12 protein-coding genes are annotated in these 15,588 nt (G+C 66.7%); 1 reads left to right on the top strand and 11 read right to left on the bottom strand.

Annotated elements, in window-relative coordinates:
* Positions 1–8: 8 nt before the first annotated feature.
* The 11 genes from BEN49_RS13095 to BEN49_RS13045 form a co-directional block, all read right to left on the bottom strand.
* On the bottom strand, positions 9–434 hold the full coding sequence (locus BEN49_RS13095) for an XrtX-associated membrane protein (RefSeq protein ID WP_239691926.1): 426 nt from the start codon (positions 432–434) through the stop codon (positions 9–11).
* 34 nt (positions 435–468) lie between these two features.
* Positions 469–1,035, bottom strand: a complete 567-nt coding sequence (xrtX, locus tag BEN49_RS13090) for an exosortase X (RefSeq protein WP_083326068.1) — start codon at positions 1,033–1,035, stop codon at positions 469–471.
* A gap of 189 nt (positions 1,036–1,224) precedes the next feature.
* Positions 1,225–1,473, bottom strand: a complete 249-nt coding sequence (locus tag BEN49_RS13085) for a PID-CTERM protein-sorting domain-containing protein (protein ID WP_070744106.1) — start codon at positions 1,471–1,473, stop codon at positions 1,225–1,227.
* 80 nt (positions 1,474–1,553) lie between these two features.
* Positions 1,554–5,246, bottom strand: coding sequence for a DUF4394 domain-containing protein (locus BEN49_RS13080; RefSeq protein WP_070744104.1), 3,693 nt, complete (start codon positions 5,244–5,246; stop codon positions 1,554–1,556).
* Between the two features lie 229 nt (positions 5,247–5,475).
* The gene (locus BEN49_RS13075; protein ID WP_070744102.1) at positions 5,476–6,825 is read right to left on the bottom strand and encodes an MFS transporter; all 1,350 of its coding nucleotides are present in this window, start codon (positions 6,823–6,825) and stop codon (positions 5,476–5,478) included.
* 362 nt (positions 6,826–7,187) lie between these two features.
* On the bottom strand, positions 7,188–8,123 hold the full coding sequence (locus BEN49_RS13070) for a ring-cleaving dioxygenase (RefSeq protein WP_070744100.1): 936 nt from the start codon (positions 8,121–8,123) through the stop codon (positions 7,188–7,190).
* A 59-nt stretch (positions 8,124–8,182) separates the two neighbouring features.
* Positions 8,183–8,812: an alpha/beta hydrolase gene (locus tag BEN49_RS13065; RefSeq protein ID WP_070744098.1), complete on the bottom strand. Its 630-nt coding sequence runs from the start codon at positions 8,810–8,812 to the stop codon at positions 8,183–8,185.
* Positions 8,813–9,021: 209 nt separating this feature from the next.
* The gene (locus tag BEN49_RS13060) at positions 9,022–10,416 is read right to left on the bottom strand and encodes an FAD-containing oxidoreductase (protein ID WP_070744096.1); all 1,395 of its coding nucleotides are present in this window, start codon (positions 10,414–10,416) and stop codon (positions 9,022–9,024) included.
* A gap of 165 nt (positions 10,417–10,581) precedes the next feature.
* The gene (locus BEN49_RS13055) at positions 10,582–11,814 is read right to left on the bottom strand and encodes an NADP-dependent isocitrate dehydrogenase (RefSeq protein ID WP_070744094.1); all 1,233 of its coding nucleotides are present in this window, start codon (positions 11,812–11,814) and stop codon (positions 10,582–10,584) included.
* A 289-nt stretch (positions 11,815–12,103) separates the two neighbouring features.
* Complete coding sequence (locus BEN49_RS13050) at positions 12,104–13,675, bottom strand: ABC transporter permease/substrate-binding protein (RefSeq protein ID WP_070744092.1); 1,572 nt, start codon at positions 13,673–13,675, stop codon at positions 12,104–12,106.
* A gap of 170 nt (positions 13,676–13,845) precedes the next feature.
* The gene (locus BEN49_RS13045) at positions 13,846–14,478 is read right to left on the bottom strand and encodes a chloramphenicol acetyltransferase (protein ID WP_070744090.1); all 633 of its coding nucleotides are present in this window, start codon (positions 14,476–14,478) and stop codon (positions 13,846–13,848) included.
* Positions 14,479–14,551: 73 nt separating this feature from the next.
* Between BEN49_RS13045 and BEN49_RS13040 the strand changes: the two genes are divergently transcribed.
* A complete protein-coding gene (locus tag BEN49_RS13040) occupies positions 14,552–15,259 on the top strand; it encodes an HAD family hydrolase (protein WP_070744138.1) in 708 nt (235 codons plus the stop codon).
* Positions 15,260–15,588 lie beyond the last annotated feature (329 nt).

The following is a 15,588-nucleotide window of genomic DNA, read 5'->3' as shown; positions in this document are numbered from 1 at the left end:
CGTCCACGCTACAGCTTACGAGCCGTTTTGGGGCCCTGGCACGGCCGCCCGGGCCCCGTCAGCAGGGCCAGCGGGTAGGCAAACATGACGGGCAGAGGCGAAGAAAGCACGTCGAGCACCCGGTGGCCGGTGAGCGCGGCGAAGGGTAGGCTGGCCCGCTGCCCCAGCCACAGCAGGCCCGCGCCGGCCACGTAGCCCGCGGCGTAGCCCAGCACGGCGGCCACTGTGTAGCGGCCGCGCAGCAGCAGGTGCAGCAGGGCCACGTTCAGCACGGCGTAGAGCAGGCGGTAGCTGATGGCCACAGCCCAGCCGTGGGTGGTGAGGCCGGGCACAGCTACCGGGGCCCCACCGGGGTGCCAGAGGTGGCCCAGCGCGGCAAAAACTTCTTCTTCAAACAGGCCCAATCCCAGCAGCAAGGCTACCAATACGGACACCAATAGGCGGTAGGGCCCCGGTGGGCAGGCGGTGCTAGCGGGCACCTTGCAGGGCAGGCGTGGCCGCCAGCAAGCCGCCGGCGTTGCGCCGCGCCCACAGCATCCACAGGGCCCCGATGGCCCCGTACACCACGAAGGTGAAGGTGTAGTGGTGGTTGAAATCGACGGAATGGTACCAGTAGGCGTGGTTGAGGGCCAGCAGGGCCACGCGCCCCACGTTGAGGGCGTAGATGGCCAGAATGCCCACCGGCACAAACCAGAGCTTGTGCCGCCAGGGCCCCGGAAACGCCACTACGAAGCCGGCAAACAGCGCGTACATCAGCAGCCCGTTGCACGGGTTGCCGACGGATACCACCGGCTGGCCGTTGAGCACCACCAGCATGGGGTGGGCGGGGGCGGTACCAGCGGCGAAGCCCAGGCCCCGCAGCAGGGCCCCGGCGGTGGCCGCCAGGTTGGCCGACAGGGCGTGGTCGAGGCGGCCGTCGGGGCCCGCCAGGCCGTCGTAGCCCAGCGCCCAGAGGGCGTAGAGGGCGGCAAATACCAGCAAGAAGCGCAGCACAGGTCGAACTGGCTGCGCAGGGAAGGGTAGCGGAGGGTTCATGAGCGCGCAATTATCAGTTGTTAGTCAACAAGCCTGGTTCCTCTAAAAGGGAGTGGTGAATTGGGCCGTCGTGCTCATCCGGTATGGCCGGCAAGCCTGAAGGAAACACCGGCCATAAATACCAAGGCCCGACAGGGGCCCTACCGAATGCAGTGGGGCCCCGCCGGGCTCGGGGCAACGTAGCGGTGGCTATTTTTTGCGGCGGCGGCGCAGCTCCCGCACGCCGTAGGCCACACCGCTGGCCAGCAGCAGCGAGGCACCCCCGTCGAGGGGCACGGCCGTGGGCGGGGTAACGGGCGGATCGGTAGGCGTAGTGGGGTCGGTAGGAGTGGGGCCGGTGGAGCCCTGGGCCCGGGCTTGCAGGGAAGCACCAGCGGCGAGTGCCAGCACGGCACCAACGGTGATAGTGCGGAACGAAAGGGAGAATAAACTTTTCATTATCAGGGATAAAGCAAACAGGAGAGAAAGAATGACTTGAGCCCGGACCCTGGGGGCCCGGGCTCGTAGCCAATGGCAATTTACTCGACGATGAGGCGCTTGTTAACCGTGCCTTCGGCCGTGAGCAGGCGCAGCGTGTACACGCCGCGGGCAACGCTGGGCAACGCCAGCTGCGAGGTGGCGCCGGCGGGCAGCGTGGCGCGCAGCACCGTTTGGCCCAGGGCATTCACCAGCGTGGCGTCGATGTTTTGGCGCGCCAACGAAGCGGGCAGGCCCACCGACACCGTGCCGCGGGCCGGGTTCGGGAATACGTTCACTTGCTTGCTGAGGGCCGCGGGGGCCGTGGCCAGCACGGCCTGCGTGGTGAGCAGCAGGCTAAAGCGGCCGGTAGCCGATGCGCCGGCCGTTACCGCAAACGGGTAGCTGGGCTGCTGGGCCAGGTCCGTCACGCTGCCGGTGAGGGCGTCGCGCAGGAAGGCCTTCGTGCCCGTGGGCAGGCGCAGTAACTCGGCGGCGGCGAGGGTGTAGCTGCCGGCTTCGGCCTGCACCGACAGCGGCACCAGCACGTCGGCGGGGCCGAGGGCGGGGCGGGCGTCGATGGACAGCGCCTCGGTGCCGGCGGTGGCCAGGCCCATCGTGGCCCCGGCGGGGTCCAGCTTGTAAGCGTCAAGGGCGGCGTCGAAGCCGGCGGTGGCAGTGGCGTCGAAGTACACCACGGCCTCATCGGCACGGCCGGCGGCGTTGCGCAAAGCCAGGCGCACGAGCGGCGCCGTGGTGGCATCGCCGCGCTGGAAGGCCGGGCTGGCGTAGGTGGTCAGGCGGCCGCTGTTCTTGAAGGTGAGGGCCCCGGGGGCGCCGGCGGCGGCTACCCGCACGAAGAAACCCTGGCCGGTGGCAATGTTGTCCATGCCGCCGTTGGCACCCACACCGTTCACGTAGCTGGCGTAGCCGCCGGCGTACTGGCCGGTCGATTTCACCACGTACACGGCGTTGTTCAGGCCGGTGGCACCGTCGTTATAGGTCGTGGTCCAGCTGATGGGCGAAGGGTAGGGGTTGCCCAGCAACTGCCAGCCTGACTCGGTTTGGCTGCCGCGGCTGAGGCCGGTGCGGGCCACGTCGCCGTTGTTGAGCGTACCCACAAAGTCCACCGTTTCTGCGGCGTTGATGTTCACCACGTAGCCTTGGCCGGGGGTGAGGGCATCCGTCAGGGCCCCGGGCGAGAAGAAGCCCTTGTCGAAATCCTGCGGCGAGGGATTGCCGCTGGTGTTGATGCGGGCTTCGTCGAAGCCGAATACCGTGGGGAAGGGCCGCACCTGGCTGGGGATGGCCGCCGAGTTGTAGGCGGGGTTTACGACGGGCGCGAAGCCGGGGGTGGCCAGGTCGGCCACCGTGGAGCCCGCCACCGGCGAAGCGTAGTGGCGGTAGCCCGGGCCGCTGTTGATACTACCGTCGATGTAGCGCTGCACCGTGACGGGGCCCGTGACGGTACCGGCGGCGTTCACCACGTGGGCCGAGTTGGCGGCGTTGGAGAGCAGCGTGAGCGACTGGCCGGTGGTGGTCAGGTTGCCGTTGAGCAGCAGTACGCGCTGCACCGCGGCGGGGCCCGCCAGGCTGGTGGCGGCCGTGCCCACGGTCAGGTTCTGGAAGGCCGAGGTGCTGGTGCCGCCGATGACCTGGGCGGCGGTGCCGGCCAGGGCAATGGTGCCGGACCCGGTGCCCGCCAGCGTGCCGCCGTTGTTGGTGAAGTTGCCGCCCACGGCCAGGGTCGAGCCGTCGTTACTCTTCAGCGAAGCGCCAGTGTTTAGCACCACGTAGCGGGCCGCCTGGCTGCCGGTCACGGCGGGCTGGTTGGGCGTGCCGCCGGGGATGGTCACGTCGTCCACGTTAGTGGGCACGCGGTTGGGCGTCCAGTTCGCGGCCGTGGCCCAGTCGGTGCTGGCCGAGCCGTTCCAGGTGAGGCCCGTGCCGGTTTCGATGAAGGCGGTGAGGCCGCTCACGTTGCTGCCCAGGCCGATGCGGCCGGCCGAGGCCGTGGTGCCCGCAGCCAGGTCCACGGTGTAGAGGTTGTCGAAGTTGGGGGCCCCGGCCGCGCCGCCGGGCGCCAGGGCCAGGAAGGCTGCGTTGGTGGTGGTGCCGCGGGTATTGAAGATGTCAAAGTCGGCCCCGTCGGTGCTCATGGGGCCCCCGGCGCCGCCCACGGCCACGAGGGTGCCGTTGTTGGGTGGGTTCTGGAGGTAGAGCTGGCCGGTGGTGGTGTCGTAATCGTAAAGGGAGGTGCTGTTGGCGGCGCTGCTGCTATTGGTGTAGGCGGCGGCGCTTCCCGCGGTCGCAACCGTCAGGTTGCCGTCGGTGAAGGCAAGAGCCCCGTTGTTGGGGTTGAGGCGGTAGTCGTTGCCGTTGGTGGCCAACACGCGAATGCGGTCCACGGTGGGGTTGAAGTCGAAGCCTACCCGGTCGGTGGCCGCGCCCAGGGCCAGGGCAATGGCCGGGCCGGCGGCGGTGAAGCCCCCGGTGGTCAGGTTGACAGCGTACACCGTGGCGGTGCCGGCCGTCGCGTTGTAGCCCAGGGCGTAGAGCTGGCCGGTGGCGGGGCGGAAATCAATGCCTACCGTGGTTTCGCCAGGGGTAATGCCGCCGGCGAAGTTTACCGCCGAGCGGATGTTCCCCGGAGCCCCCGAATCAAAAGAAATCAGGTTGCCGCCGGCCACCGCGTACAGCAGTTGCCCCACCAGTGCCGGCTGGGTGGGCGCGGCGATGGCCACCGCAATGTCGCGGATGTCGAAGGGGGTGGACGTGGAGGCGGGTACTGTGTTGCGCTTGTTAGTGGCGGCGCCGGTGGCCACGTCAAAATTATAGAAGTTGCTGCTCGACACGCCGTCGCCGTTGCGGGCGGTTACCTCCGTGAGGTAGCCCTCGTTGAGACCGGTAGCGGGGTTGAAGTACACGTCTACGCCCACAGCCACGGGGTCGCCGAATGCGTCGCCATCCAGCGTCACCGCCTTGGAGGTGGTGAGGGTGCCGTTGTTGGGCGGGTTTTGCAGCGACAGCAAGCCGTTGTTGACCGTGGTGAGGTCTAGTTGACCGGTACCCGCGCCGGGCGCGTCGAGGGCGTAGAGGGCGGTGCTGGTGCTGCCTGCGTAGGAGTTAGTGTAGGCTACCGCGGCAATGAGCGGGGTGGCGCTGAGCGCGGCATAGCTCACGTTGCCGTCGGTGAAGGCAATGGCCCCGTTGTTGGGGTTGAGGCGGTAGTTGGCCTGGGTGGTGCCGCCCTCCACCCGGATGCGGTCCACGGTGGGGTTGAAGTCAAACCCGATGCGGGTCGCTACCATCCCCAGGTTCAGTGTGATGGGGCCCGCGCCTACCGGCGTGGCCACCGCCGAGGCGGGGTCCAGGGTGTAGAGGCGGGCGTTGCTGGTCGTCAGTGTGGGGTCGTAGCCCAGGGCGAAGAGCTGCCCGGTGTTGGGCCGGAAGTCCATGCCCACCAGCGTTTGCCCAGCGGCCACGCCAGTTACAACAACGGGAAAGCCGACGGCAAAGCCTGAGGTTGCGTCAATAGCAAGCAACCCTTGCGTTCCCGCCGGGAGCCCCTGAAGGCTTGGTGGAACCAAGGCGTTGCTTGGTGCATCCTGGCTCAGCGTGCCCAGGCCGTAGATGGTGGGGGTTTGGGCGAGGGCGGGGGTGGCGGCCAGCAGGCCCAATCCGAGGCCGAGGGTGGCGAGCCAGGGCCGACTCGAAAAATTGTGCGACGGTGTAAACAGTACGGATGCTTTCATGAAAAAAAAATGGGGAGTGGGAATTAACAACTGCCTGATATAGGCAAAGTCCTGTATTTTAAATCCTGGATGCAACCGCACCCAGGATTTTACTGCGCTAAAAGCGTACAACTGTACGAGGTGCAGCAATATACGGATGTGCTGTTAATCACCTACTCCTGGCTTTTTTCATTAAATTTTCATTAAAGAAATTAACTGCCCGGGTCGCTTCCCCGGCGGTGTGGGGCCCCTAGGCGCGCCCCGCTTTGTACAACTTTATCCCGTATATAAACACTACCACGTAGCAGATGATGGGCAAGTAGTAGGCGTGGGCCACGCTGGCGTTGGCCACGGGCCCCATCACGAAGCGCGGAAACAGCGCCGCGCCCACCACGCCCATCACGATGAACGACGAGGCCAACTGCTTGTGGCGGCCCACATCCTTTAGGCCCAGGCTGTAAATGATGGGGAACATGACGCTGAAGAAGAAGTTGAGCCCGATGAGGGCCCCGAACGACACCCAGCCCCAGTGCTGGGCCACGACGAGGCACATGACAATGTTGGCCGCCGCCGCGAAGGCCAGCAGGCGGTTAGGGGCAATGTACTGCATGAGGTAAGTGCCCAGAAAGCGTCCCAGCATCATGCCCACCAGGCTGAGGGAGAAGAAGTAAGCCGCCACTTCGCCCGCCAGGTGGGGCAGGCCGGGCGCCAGGCCCACGGTGCGGCTCAGGAGCGTGCCCACCTGCCAGAACCCGTGGATTTCCGGCCCCGGCTTCAGGGCCATGTAGTCGGTGCCGTAGTTGATGAAATAGGCCCAGGTGCCGCCCTGCGCCGCCGTGTTGAAGAGCTGCGCCACGCAGGCCCACACGAAATGCTTGTGCTGGAACAGGCTCTTGTCGGCCACCAGGTTGGTGGGGGTTTCGTTGGGGGCCCCCAGGCGCGTTTCGGGGGTGTGCTCGGCGTTGAGCTGGGGCACCTTCACGAAGGCAAACAGCAGCCCGATGCTGCCCACCACCGTGCCGATGATGGTGTAAAGGGTTTTCACGGAAGATAAGTCGCCGGCCGCGTGGGTGCCGCGCAGCACGAAGTAGCCCCCGATGAGGGGCCCCGACACCGCCCCGATGCCGTTGATGGCGTGCGAGAACGTGATGCGCCGGTCAGAGCTGGCCGGGTCGCCGAGGCCGTCCAGGAACGGGTGCGCCACGGCTTCGAGCGTGCCCAGGCCGCAGGCCAGCACAAACAAAGCCATGAGCAGCAGCGTGAACGAGGCGGCGTTGGCGGCCGGCACCATCAAGAAGGCCCCGGCGGCGTACAGCCCCAGGCCCAGAATCACGCCCTTCTGGTAGCCGAAGCGCTTCATGAACCAGCCCGCGGGCAGGCCCATTATGAAGTAGGCCCCGAAGGTGGCGGCCTGCACGTAGGCCGAGTTGGCCTTGCTCACGTGCAGCACCTGCTGGAAGTGCTTATTAAGGATGTCGGCCATCGTGACGCCCAAGCCCCAGAGCATGAACAGCGACACGACGAAAATGAGGGTGACGACGTAGCGCCGCTCGGTGAACGGCGGCGGCGCCAGGGTAGGAGTAGCGGTAGGAAGCGCCATAGAAGCGGAAAGGGGGCAAAAAATGAAATGAGGTCCCGGTGAAGGTACCGGGCTGGCGGCAAACAAGCGGCAACCCCCCAAATGGTTTTCGGCCGGCCCACCCCAGGGCCCCTGCACCCGGTTCGGCCCCGCGCAACCGGCCGCAAAAAGCCCCGGCCCAACATGGGACGGGGCTTCGGAAAGCAACGCCGGGCGGGCCCCGGGGCAATGCACGTTTTCAAAGAAGTTAAAAATTGAGGGTTAAAAGTTAAAAATCTGTCTTGCAGCAGTTTTAGCTTTTAACCCTCAATTTTTAACTGAACCCATATTAACCGATTCCATTAACTAAATCACCGCGCCAAAAGGGCCCCCGCGGCCCCCGGCTAGCCGATGGGGACAAGCCGCTTCTCCAGCTGCGGCCGCAGGTGCTCGTGCTTGGTGGGCAGCATGAGGTGGGTGCCAAGCTCGGCCAGCGGCTCGTCCACGGTGAAGCCGGGGTTTTCGGTGGCAATCTCGAAGAGCACGCCGCCCGGCTCGCGGAAGTACACCGAGTGGAAGTAGTCGCGGTCAATCTGCGGGGTGGGCTGCAAGCCGCGCTCCAGCAGCTTCTTGCGGATGTAGAGCTCAGCTTCGTCGTCCTTCACCCGGAAGGCGATGTGGTGCACCGAGCCGCCGGCCGTGACGCTGCGCGCCTCGCCGGGCACTTCCACTAGGTCGATGTACGCGGCGTCTGGCACCGCATCGGTCACGTAGCGGCTGCGGTTGACGTGCTTTTCCAGCAACGCGTAGCCGAACACGTCGGTCAGGATTTCGGCCGTGGCCGCGGCGCTGGCCAGCGTGAGCGTGACGGTGTGGAAGCCGCGGGTGGCCACGGCGGCCCCCACTTCGGGCGTGGTCCAGGGTGTGCGCGCGTCGGGCGTTTTCGACTCAATCAGCTCAAACTTCAGGCCGTCGGGGTCGAGGAAGGTGAGGTATTTCTCGCCGAATTTTTCGCTCGGCTTGTTGTAGGTGATGCCGTTGGCGTCGAAGCGCTGCATCCAGAAATCGAAGCTGCCGGCCGGCACCGAGTAGCCAATTTCGGTGGCCTGCCCAGTGCCGCGCCGCCCGGGATTGACGTGCTCCCAGGGGAAAAACGTGAGGATGGTGCCCGCCGAGCCGGTTTCATCGCCGAAATAGAAGTGATAAGTGCCGGGGTCGTCGAAGTTGACGGTTTTCTTGAGGAAGCGCAGGCCCATCACCCGCGTGTAAAAATCGTAGTTGCGCTGCGCACCGCCGGCAATGGCCGTGACGTGGTGCAGGCCCAAAATGCGTGGTTCCATGGATAGGAAAGGGTTAAAGTGAAAGGTTTGTGGCTTAAAAAGCGGTTGCGAACCGATGGCTAAGCCAGCGGTTGCGCGAAAATGAGCTGGTTCGCCAGGTCGATTTCGGCTTGTGAAATGGTGTGGCCCAGGTTGGGGTAAATCTTCTCCGTGACTTGGGCCCCCAGGCGGCCGAGCAGCGCCGTGGAAGCGCGCACCCGCTCGACGGGCACGTGGAAATCGGGGTCGCTGGTGCCAATGAAAACGGGCGTGCCAGCGAAGTCGCCGGCGTAGTTTTCCGCTTGCACTTGGTCGCCGATGAGGCCCCCGGTGAAAGCCACCACGCCGCCGTAGCGGGCCGCGTGCCGGGCCACGTACTCCAACGTAAGGCAAGCGCCCTGCGAGAAGCCTAGGAAGTAGATGTTTTCCGGCGCCAGGCCCGCGCCCTCGGCGGCGGCCACGGCGCGGCCCACCGCGGCCAGCGCGTCCGACAGGCCGGGCTCGTTTTGGGCCGGCGGGGCCAGGAAGGAGTGGGGGTACCAGGTGCCCTGGGTGGCTTGGGGGGCCAGCAGCGCAAAGCCTGGCACGTGCAGGTGGGTGGCCAGCGAAAGGATGTCGGCGGCGCTGGCGCCCCGGCCGTGCAGCATAATGAGGGCCCTGGTTGCCGTGGCCAGCGGCTGGCCGGCGGTACGAAACGGTTCTTGGTGCATAAAATAAATTGTTAGGGGCTTAGGCAAGCCGGGCGCGCTGCGCCGCCCCCGGGGTTGGTTGCCGGGGCAAAGTAAGCGCCTCTTACGACGCGGCGCCAGGTGCATAACCAGCAAACGCGGGTGTATGGCCTGCAGCTGGGGCCCCGGAGGCCGGGCGCCTGCACCAGTCATAACCTCGGCGGTGCCTGCCGCCGCCAGGGCCCCCGGGGCTACTGGTCGGAGGCCGCAGCCAGCGGTTTCAGCTCGCCGAACACGGTCGGAATCAGCTCGGCCACGGTGGGGTGGATGAAGACGTTGCGGCGCATAAAAGCGGCCGTTTGCCGGGCGTACATGGCCGTGATGACGCAGTGGATGGCCTCGTCGCCGCCCACGCCCACGATGCTGGCGCCCAGAATCTGGTCGGTTTCGGCGTGCACCAGCACTTTCATAAAGCCTTGGGTTTCGCCTTTTTCCACGGCCCGGCCCACCTTCGTCATCGGGCGCTTGCCCACCAGGGCGGGCGTGCCGGCGGCGCGCACCTCGGCCTCCGTAAGGCCAACTTTGGCGAAGGGCGGGTCGACGTAGATGGCCGACACGGGCAGCCGGTCGCTAACGCGGCGCGGGTCGTGGTCGAGCAGGTTGGCGGCCACGATTTCGAAGTCGTTGTAGGCTGTGTGCGTGAAGGCGCCGCGGCCGTTGCAGTCGCCCAGGGCCCAAATGCCCGGCACGGCCGTTTGCAGCTGCTCATCAACCGGGATGAAGCCGCGGGCGTTGGCGCGCAGGCCGGCTTTGGCCAGGTCCAGGTCGTCGGTGTTGGGCTGGCGGCCCATGGCCAGCAGCAAGTGCGAGCCGCGGGCCGGGGAGGCGTCGTGTTCGCAACTTACCTGCACCACCGGCTGCCCTTCTTCCTGGCTCAGGCTGATGCACTCGGCCCCGAGGCGCAGCGTAATGCCTTCACTGGTAAGAATATCGTGCACGGCGGCGGCCACGTCCTCGTCGTCGTGCGGGAGCAGGCGCGGGCTGCGCTCCACGATGGTGACCTGCGCGCCTAGCCGCCGGAACAGCTGCCCAAACTCCATCCCCACGGCCCCCGCGCCCACGATAATTAGGTGCGCCGGCAACTCCTTCAGCGCCAAAATGCTGCTGCTGGTGAGGTGCGGCACCTGCGCCAGGCCGGGCAGCGGCGGGCTGACGGGCCGGCCTCCCACGTTCAGGAAAATGTGCTTGGCCTCCAGCACGTCGTCGCCCACCCGCATGGCGGTGGCCGACTCAAACCGGGCGGTGCCCCGGAACACCGTGCAGCCGGCCATGTGCGTCAGCCACTTTTCGAGTCCGTCGCGCGAGGCCCCCACCACGGCGTCTTTGCGGGCCTGCACCAAGGCCAGGTCCACGGCAAAGTCGCCCACCGGCGGCAGGCCGTAGGCCGCGGCCTGGCGCAGCGTATGCGCGGCCTTGGCGCTGGCGATGAGGGCCTTGGTGGGCGTGCAGCCGGTGTTGACGCAGGTGCCGCCGAAGTCCTGGCGCTCCACCAGGGCCACCGTCCAGCCCGCGGCCGTGAGCCGGCCGGCCAGCGAGGGGCCCGCCTGGCCAGCCCCAATGATCAGCGCATCGAAGGAATGATTCATGGCTAGCAGCTTTGGTTAAGCGAGGACAACAGACGGCCCGCGGGTTCGGGCCGACGAGCTTCGCAAAGTAGAAAATTGCGCGCCGGGGCCCCAGCCGCGCCGGTGCCCCGCAAAAAAGCCCACCCGGTTATACCGGGCGGGCTTTTTCAACAAAAAACGAACGGGCTATTTGGCCAGCTTCGCCTTAAGGTTCTCGTCAATGGCCTCCAAAAACTCCTCGGTGTAGAGGAAGTCCTTGCCGTGCTGCACCTTGTTGCCGTGGATGCAGACGGCGAGGTCCTTGGTCATTTTGCCGCTTTCCACCGTCTCTACGCACACGGCCTCCAGGGCCTTGCAGAAGTCGATGAGCTCCTGGTTGCCGTCGAGAATGCCGCGGAACTCCAGGCCGCGCGTCCAGGCGAAGATGCTGGCGATGGGGTTGGTGGAGGTGGGCTTGCCGTTCTGGTGGTCGCGGTAGTGGCGCGTCACGGTGCCGTGGGCGGCTTCGGCCTCCATGGTTTTGCCGTCGGGCGTCACCAGCACGGAGGTCATCAGGCCCAGCGAGCCGAAGCCCTGGGCCACGGTGTCGCTCTGCACGTCGCCGTCGTAGTTTTTGCAGGCCCACACAAAGTTGCCGTGCCACTTCAGGGCCGAGGCCACCATGTCGTCGATCAGCCGGTGCTCGTAGGTGATGCCCGCGGCCTGGAACTTCGCGGTGTAGTCCTGCTCGTAAATCTCCTGGAAGATGTCCTTAAACCGGCCGTCGTACTTCTTCAGGATCGTGTTTTTGGTGCTCAAATACAGCGGCCAGCCCTTCATCAGGGCCTGGTTGAAGCAGGCGTGGGCAAAGCCCCGGATGCTCTCGTCGGTGTTGTACATGGCCAGGGCCACGCCGTCGCTCTTGAAGTTGAACACCTCGAACGACTGCGTTTCGCCGCCGTCTTCGGGCTCGAAGGTGATGGTGAGCTTGCCCTTGCCCTTGGTGAGGAAATCGGTGGCGCGGTACTGGTCGCCGAAGGCGTGGCGGCCGATGCAAATCGGGGCCGTCCAGTTGGGCACCAGGCGGGGCACGTTGCCCATCACGATGGGCTCGCGGAACACGGTGCCGTCCAGGATGTTGCGGATGGTGCCGTTCGGCGACTTCCACATCTGCTTGAGGTTGAACTCCTTCACCCGGTCCTCGTCGGGCGTGATGGTGGCGCACTTGATGCCCACGCCATATTGCTTAATAGCGTTGGCCGAGTCGATGGTCACCTGGTCGTTGGTCTCGTCGCGGTACTCGATGCCCAGGTCGTAGTACTTGATGTCGAGGTCGAGGTACGGGGTAATGAGCTTGTCCTTGATGAATTTCCAGATGATGCGCGTCATCTCGTCGCCGTCAAGCTCGACGACGGGGTTGGCTACTTTGATTTTGGTCATTGCCTTGGGAATGTGGCTGGTAAGGGTGGGAGAATGGGGCCTCACGCGGAGTGGGGCAGCGCGGGGAACAGCGCAGCGCGCCATTCCCCGCGCCAATATTAAGCAAGGTTTGGTGCCAAAAAATAACCGCGGCCACCCGCTGCCGCCCTACCAGGGGCCCCAGAGCAGTTTTCAAACTAGTGTGCAACGTGCGGAAGGCGTGTAGCACGGAGTGGCACTCCGTTCGGCGGCCGCACGGCAACGGAGTGCCACTCCGTGCTACGCTAATACCGACAGGGCTTCCGGGGCCCTAGCGCCGCAGGTAGCCGCCCAAATCGGAGATACTGGCGATGCCCAGGGCTCCGGCCTGCTGCCGCCGCATTAGTAGGCAGTAGGCGTTGTTGAAGCCCAGCGGGGCGCGCCACTCCAGGCCGTAGCGGCGCCGGAACTCGGCCCGCACGTACTGGAACACCGCCGCCGGCCGGCCCCCCAGCGAGTCGAGCACCGCCGCCGAGGGCTGGAGCAGCACTTGCAGGCCGGTGCCGGTGTACTCGGGGTAAAGGTCGATTTCGCCCCCGCGCAGCGCCTCGAAGCAGATGGTGGTGCCCCCCAGGCCAGTTTTGGTGGCCACGCCCAAATCGGTATTGCCGCGGATGAGGGCGGCGTACATCTCCACCAGAATGTACTGCTCGGCAAAAATCTTCGAGCCCAGGCGCACCACCGGGGCCCCGGGCGGCAGCGGGCGCGGCGCTTTCCAGAGGCCCTGGCGGCGCAGCCAGGCCAGGGCCACGGCCCGCGGCTCGCGGTGCAGGTAGTCCACCTGGTAGTTCAGGTTCGTCATGGTCGAGTCGGAGAGCTGGCCGCTGAGCTGGTCGAGCACGGGGCCCAGCTCGGGGTGGGCGCGCAGCAGGGCGGGGCGCACCACGGGCGCGGCAAAGTAGGGCGGCAGGGCGTGGCGGTCGTCGCGCAGCACCTGCAGGCCGTAGGCCCGGATGCGCCCGTCGGTCGAGTAGCCGTCGATGACGTCCACGTTGGCGGCGCGGGCGGCCTCGTACACCAGGGCCGGGGCCAGCACCACATTGGGCAAGTGCGTGAGGCCATAGGCGTGGGTGAGGCCCGGCAGGCAGTCGGCTCGCCCGATGAACTCCGGGCTGAAGCCCGCCCGCAGCCGGCCCGCGGCCTGGGGCAGCCAGTAGCCGGCGGCCAGCACCGGTAGGGCCAGTAGCAGGGCCCCGCCCACCGCCCGCAGCCGCCGGGCCGAGAGCTTTTCCAGGGCCCCCAGGCCGGCGTCGAAGGCCAGGGCCAGGGCGGCGGCCGGAATGGCGCCGGCCAAAATCATGGCCGGGTTGTTCAGCGCAATGCCGCCGAAGATGAACTCGCCCAGGCCGCCGGCCGCCACGTAGGCCGCCAGCGTGGCCACCCCCACGTTGATGACCGTGGCCGTGCGGATGCCGGCCATCAGCACGGGCAGGGCCAGCGGCAGCTCTACGCGCCGCAGAATCTGGCCGTCGGTAAAGCCCAGGCCCCGAGCCGCTTCCACCACGGCCGGCGGCACGCCCTGCACCCCGGCCACCGTGTTGCGGATGATGGGCAGCAGCGAGTACAGCAGCAGCGCCAGGATGGCCGGCGCCGCCCCGATGCCCATGAGCGGAATCAGAAAACCGAGCAGGGCGATGCTGGGCACGGTTTGCAGCACGCCGGCCGCGCCCAGCACCGCCGGGGCCCAGCGCGGCCGCCGCGTGAGCCACAGGCCCACGGGCACGCCCACGGCCACGCCCAGCAGCAGGGCCGCGGCCGTCAGGGCCACGTGCTGGAGAGTTTGCTGGCCCAGCTTGCCGGCTTGTTCGTGCCAAAAGGCAAAGAGTTCGGTCAGGGTGTTCATGGGTGAATGGGCGAATGCAGGAATGAGCGAATGCAGGAATGGAAGAATGGGTGAACGTCATGCAGAGCGCAGCGAAGCATCTTTTTCGCGTAACTAATTCTGATTACTGGCGCCAGAAAGATGCTTCGCTGCGCTCTGCATGACGTTCACCCATTCCTTGATTCACTAACTCACCCGCCGCCCAGCCGCTGCTGAAACGCGTCGAGGAACTGCCCCACGTGGTAGCCGTCGGCCAGGCCGTGGTGCACGGCCACGGCCACGGCCATGCGCAGGCCGGTGCCGTGCGCGTAGGCCTGGCCAAAGGAAAGCTTCGGGCAGCTGTCGGGGTGCTGGAAGCTGCGCGCGTGGGTGAGGCCCGTGAAGCGCGCCCACGGCACGGCCGAGCAGTGCAGCACGTCGGGCCGGCCGGTGCGCTCGGTTAGGTTGAGGCCCCGCGTGGCCTGCACGGCCGCAATTTCGCGCTGGGCCCCGGCCACGAACTCGGCCAGGTCGGGTTGCTGCTCGATGAAGGAAAAGCCGAACGTGTGGTCGGGCCGGCCGATGGTGGCCGAGGCGTGCACCCGGTCGTAGGCCACCACCTGGCCCGGCTCGATGCGGTGCCGGAACTCAGGTACCGCGTTGGCGGCTTCTATGGCGTGGTGGAGGTAGTAGAGGAAAAACGACACGCCCAGCCGCCGGGCCTCGGCGCGGGCGGCGGTGACGTCCACGTCGGCCACGAGCCCAAAAAACGGCTCGTCAAACTTTGAAAAGAACTCAAAATGCTCGCGGCGGGGCCAGGTGGCCAGGTCAATCGGCTGCTTCATGGGGCGCAAGTTCGGTACTTTTGGGCCCTGGCTGGCCCGTGGGGGCCGGTTTGTCCGCTCACGCTTCCCCTATATGCCCCGGCCCCAGCTCATTGCCTTCGACGCCGACGACACGCTCTGGCCCAACCAGCCGCACTTCGACCACGTGGAAACCCAGCTGGCGGCCATCCTGGCCCGGTGCGGCGCGGCCGATGCCATAGGGGCCCGCCTCTACGCGGTGCAGCGCGCCAACATGCACCTGTTCGGCTACGGCGCCAAATCGCTGATGCTGACCATGATCGAAACGGCCATCCAGCTCACCGACGGGGCCGTGACGGGGCGCGAGATTCAGCTGCTGCTCGACTTGGGCAAGCGCCTGCTCGACTTCCCCATCGAGCCGCTGCCCGGCGTGGTGGAGGTATTGAGCGAGCTGCGGCGGCGCGGCGAGCGGCTGATGGTGCTCACCAAGGGCGACCTGTTCGACCAGGAAAGCAAGCTGGCGCGCTCGGGCCTGGGCGATTTTTTCGACCACGTGGAGATTGTGAGCGAGAAGGACGAGGCCACCTACCGGCGCATTCTGGCTCGGCACGGCGTGGCCCCGGCCGATTTCCTGATGATCGGCAACTCCCTCAAGTCGGATATTCTGCCGGTGCTGGCCTTGGGGGCCCCCGCCATCCACGTGCCCTACCACACCACCTGGATCCACGAGGAAGTGCCCGCCGAGCGCCTGGCCGGCCTCAACTTCCACCGCGTCGAGCATTTGGTGGACGTGTTGGCCTACCTGGATTTGCTGGCGGGCTAACGGCCCCTAGCGGAGGCTACCTGAGCAGGAATTGTCATGCTGAGTTTGCGAAGCGCCTCATCGCCGCTGAACGGCCTGTTCTACGCTGATAGGATGCTTCACTTCGTCAGCATGACAGCGCTTATGCAAATAGCTTCTTGGTGAGGTCCCCCCCGGGCTACCCCAGAGCCCGCCCGAAGGCGGCCAGCAGCTGCCCCAGCGTCAGGGGCTGCGGGGCCCCGGCGATGCGCAGGTGGGCCGGTGCCGGTGTCGCCGAGTAGCGCCACGGCGGCCTGCACGCTGGCGGTGCCGGGCAGCTCGGGGGCCCCAGCGGCGGGCGGCCGCGGGGC

This window comes from Hymenobacter coccineus, from assembly GCF_001816125.1.
Lineage (GTDB): Bacteria > Bacteroidota > Bacteroidia > Cytophagales > Hymenobacteraceae > Hymenobacter > Hymenobacter coccineus.
The sequence above is the reverse complement of the archived record's forward strand: the minus strand, read 5'-3'. Positions and strand labels throughout refer to the sequence as shown.

Bases quoted from the DNA above. Each gene is read 5' to 3' on its own strand.
- BEN49_RS13085 (WP_070744106.1), bottom strand. From the start codon at position 1,473: ATGAAAAGTTTATTCTCCCTTTCGTTCCGCACTATCACCGTTGGTGCC.
- BEN49_RS13070 (WP_070744100.1), bottom strand. From the start codon at position 8,123: ATGGAACCACGCATTTTGGGCCTGCACCACGTCACGGCCATTGCCGGC.
- BEN49_RS13050 (WP_070744092.1), bottom strand. From the start codon at position 13,675: ATGAACACCCTGACCGAACTCTTTGCCTTTTGGCACGAACAAGCCGGC.
- BEN49_RS13075 (WP_070744102.1), bottom strand. From the start codon at position 6,825: ATGGCGCTTCCTACCGCTACTCCTACCCTGGCGCCGCCGCCGTTCACC.
- BEN49_RS13045 (WP_070744090.1), bottom strand. From the start codon at position 14,478: ATGAAGCAGCCGATTGACCTGGCCACCTGGCCCCGCCGCGAGCATTTT.
- BEN49_RS13060 (WP_070744096.1), bottom strand. From the start codon at position 10,416: ATGAATCATTCCTTCGATGCGCTGATCATTGGGGCTGGCCAGGCGGGC.
- BEN49_RS13055 (WP_070744094.1), bottom strand. From the start codon at position 11,814: ATGACCAAAATCAAAGTAGCCAACCCCGTCGTCGAGCTTGACGGCGAC.
- BEN49_RS13065 (WP_070744098.1), bottom strand. From the start codon at position 8,812: ATGCACCAAGAACCGTTTCGTACCGCCGGCCAGCCGCTGGCCACGGCA.
- BEN49_RS13080 (WP_070744104.1), bottom strand. From the start codon at position 5,246: ATGAAAGCATCCGTACTGTTTACACCGTCGCACAATTTTTCGAGTCGG.
- xrtX (WP_083326068.1), bottom strand. From the start codon at position 1,035: ATGAACCCTCCGCTACCCTTCCCTGCGCAGCCAGTTCGACCTGTGCTG.
- BEN49_RS13040 (WP_070744138.1), top strand. From the start codon at position 14,552: ATGCCCCGGCCCCAGCTCATTGCCTTCGACGCCGACGACACGCTCTGG.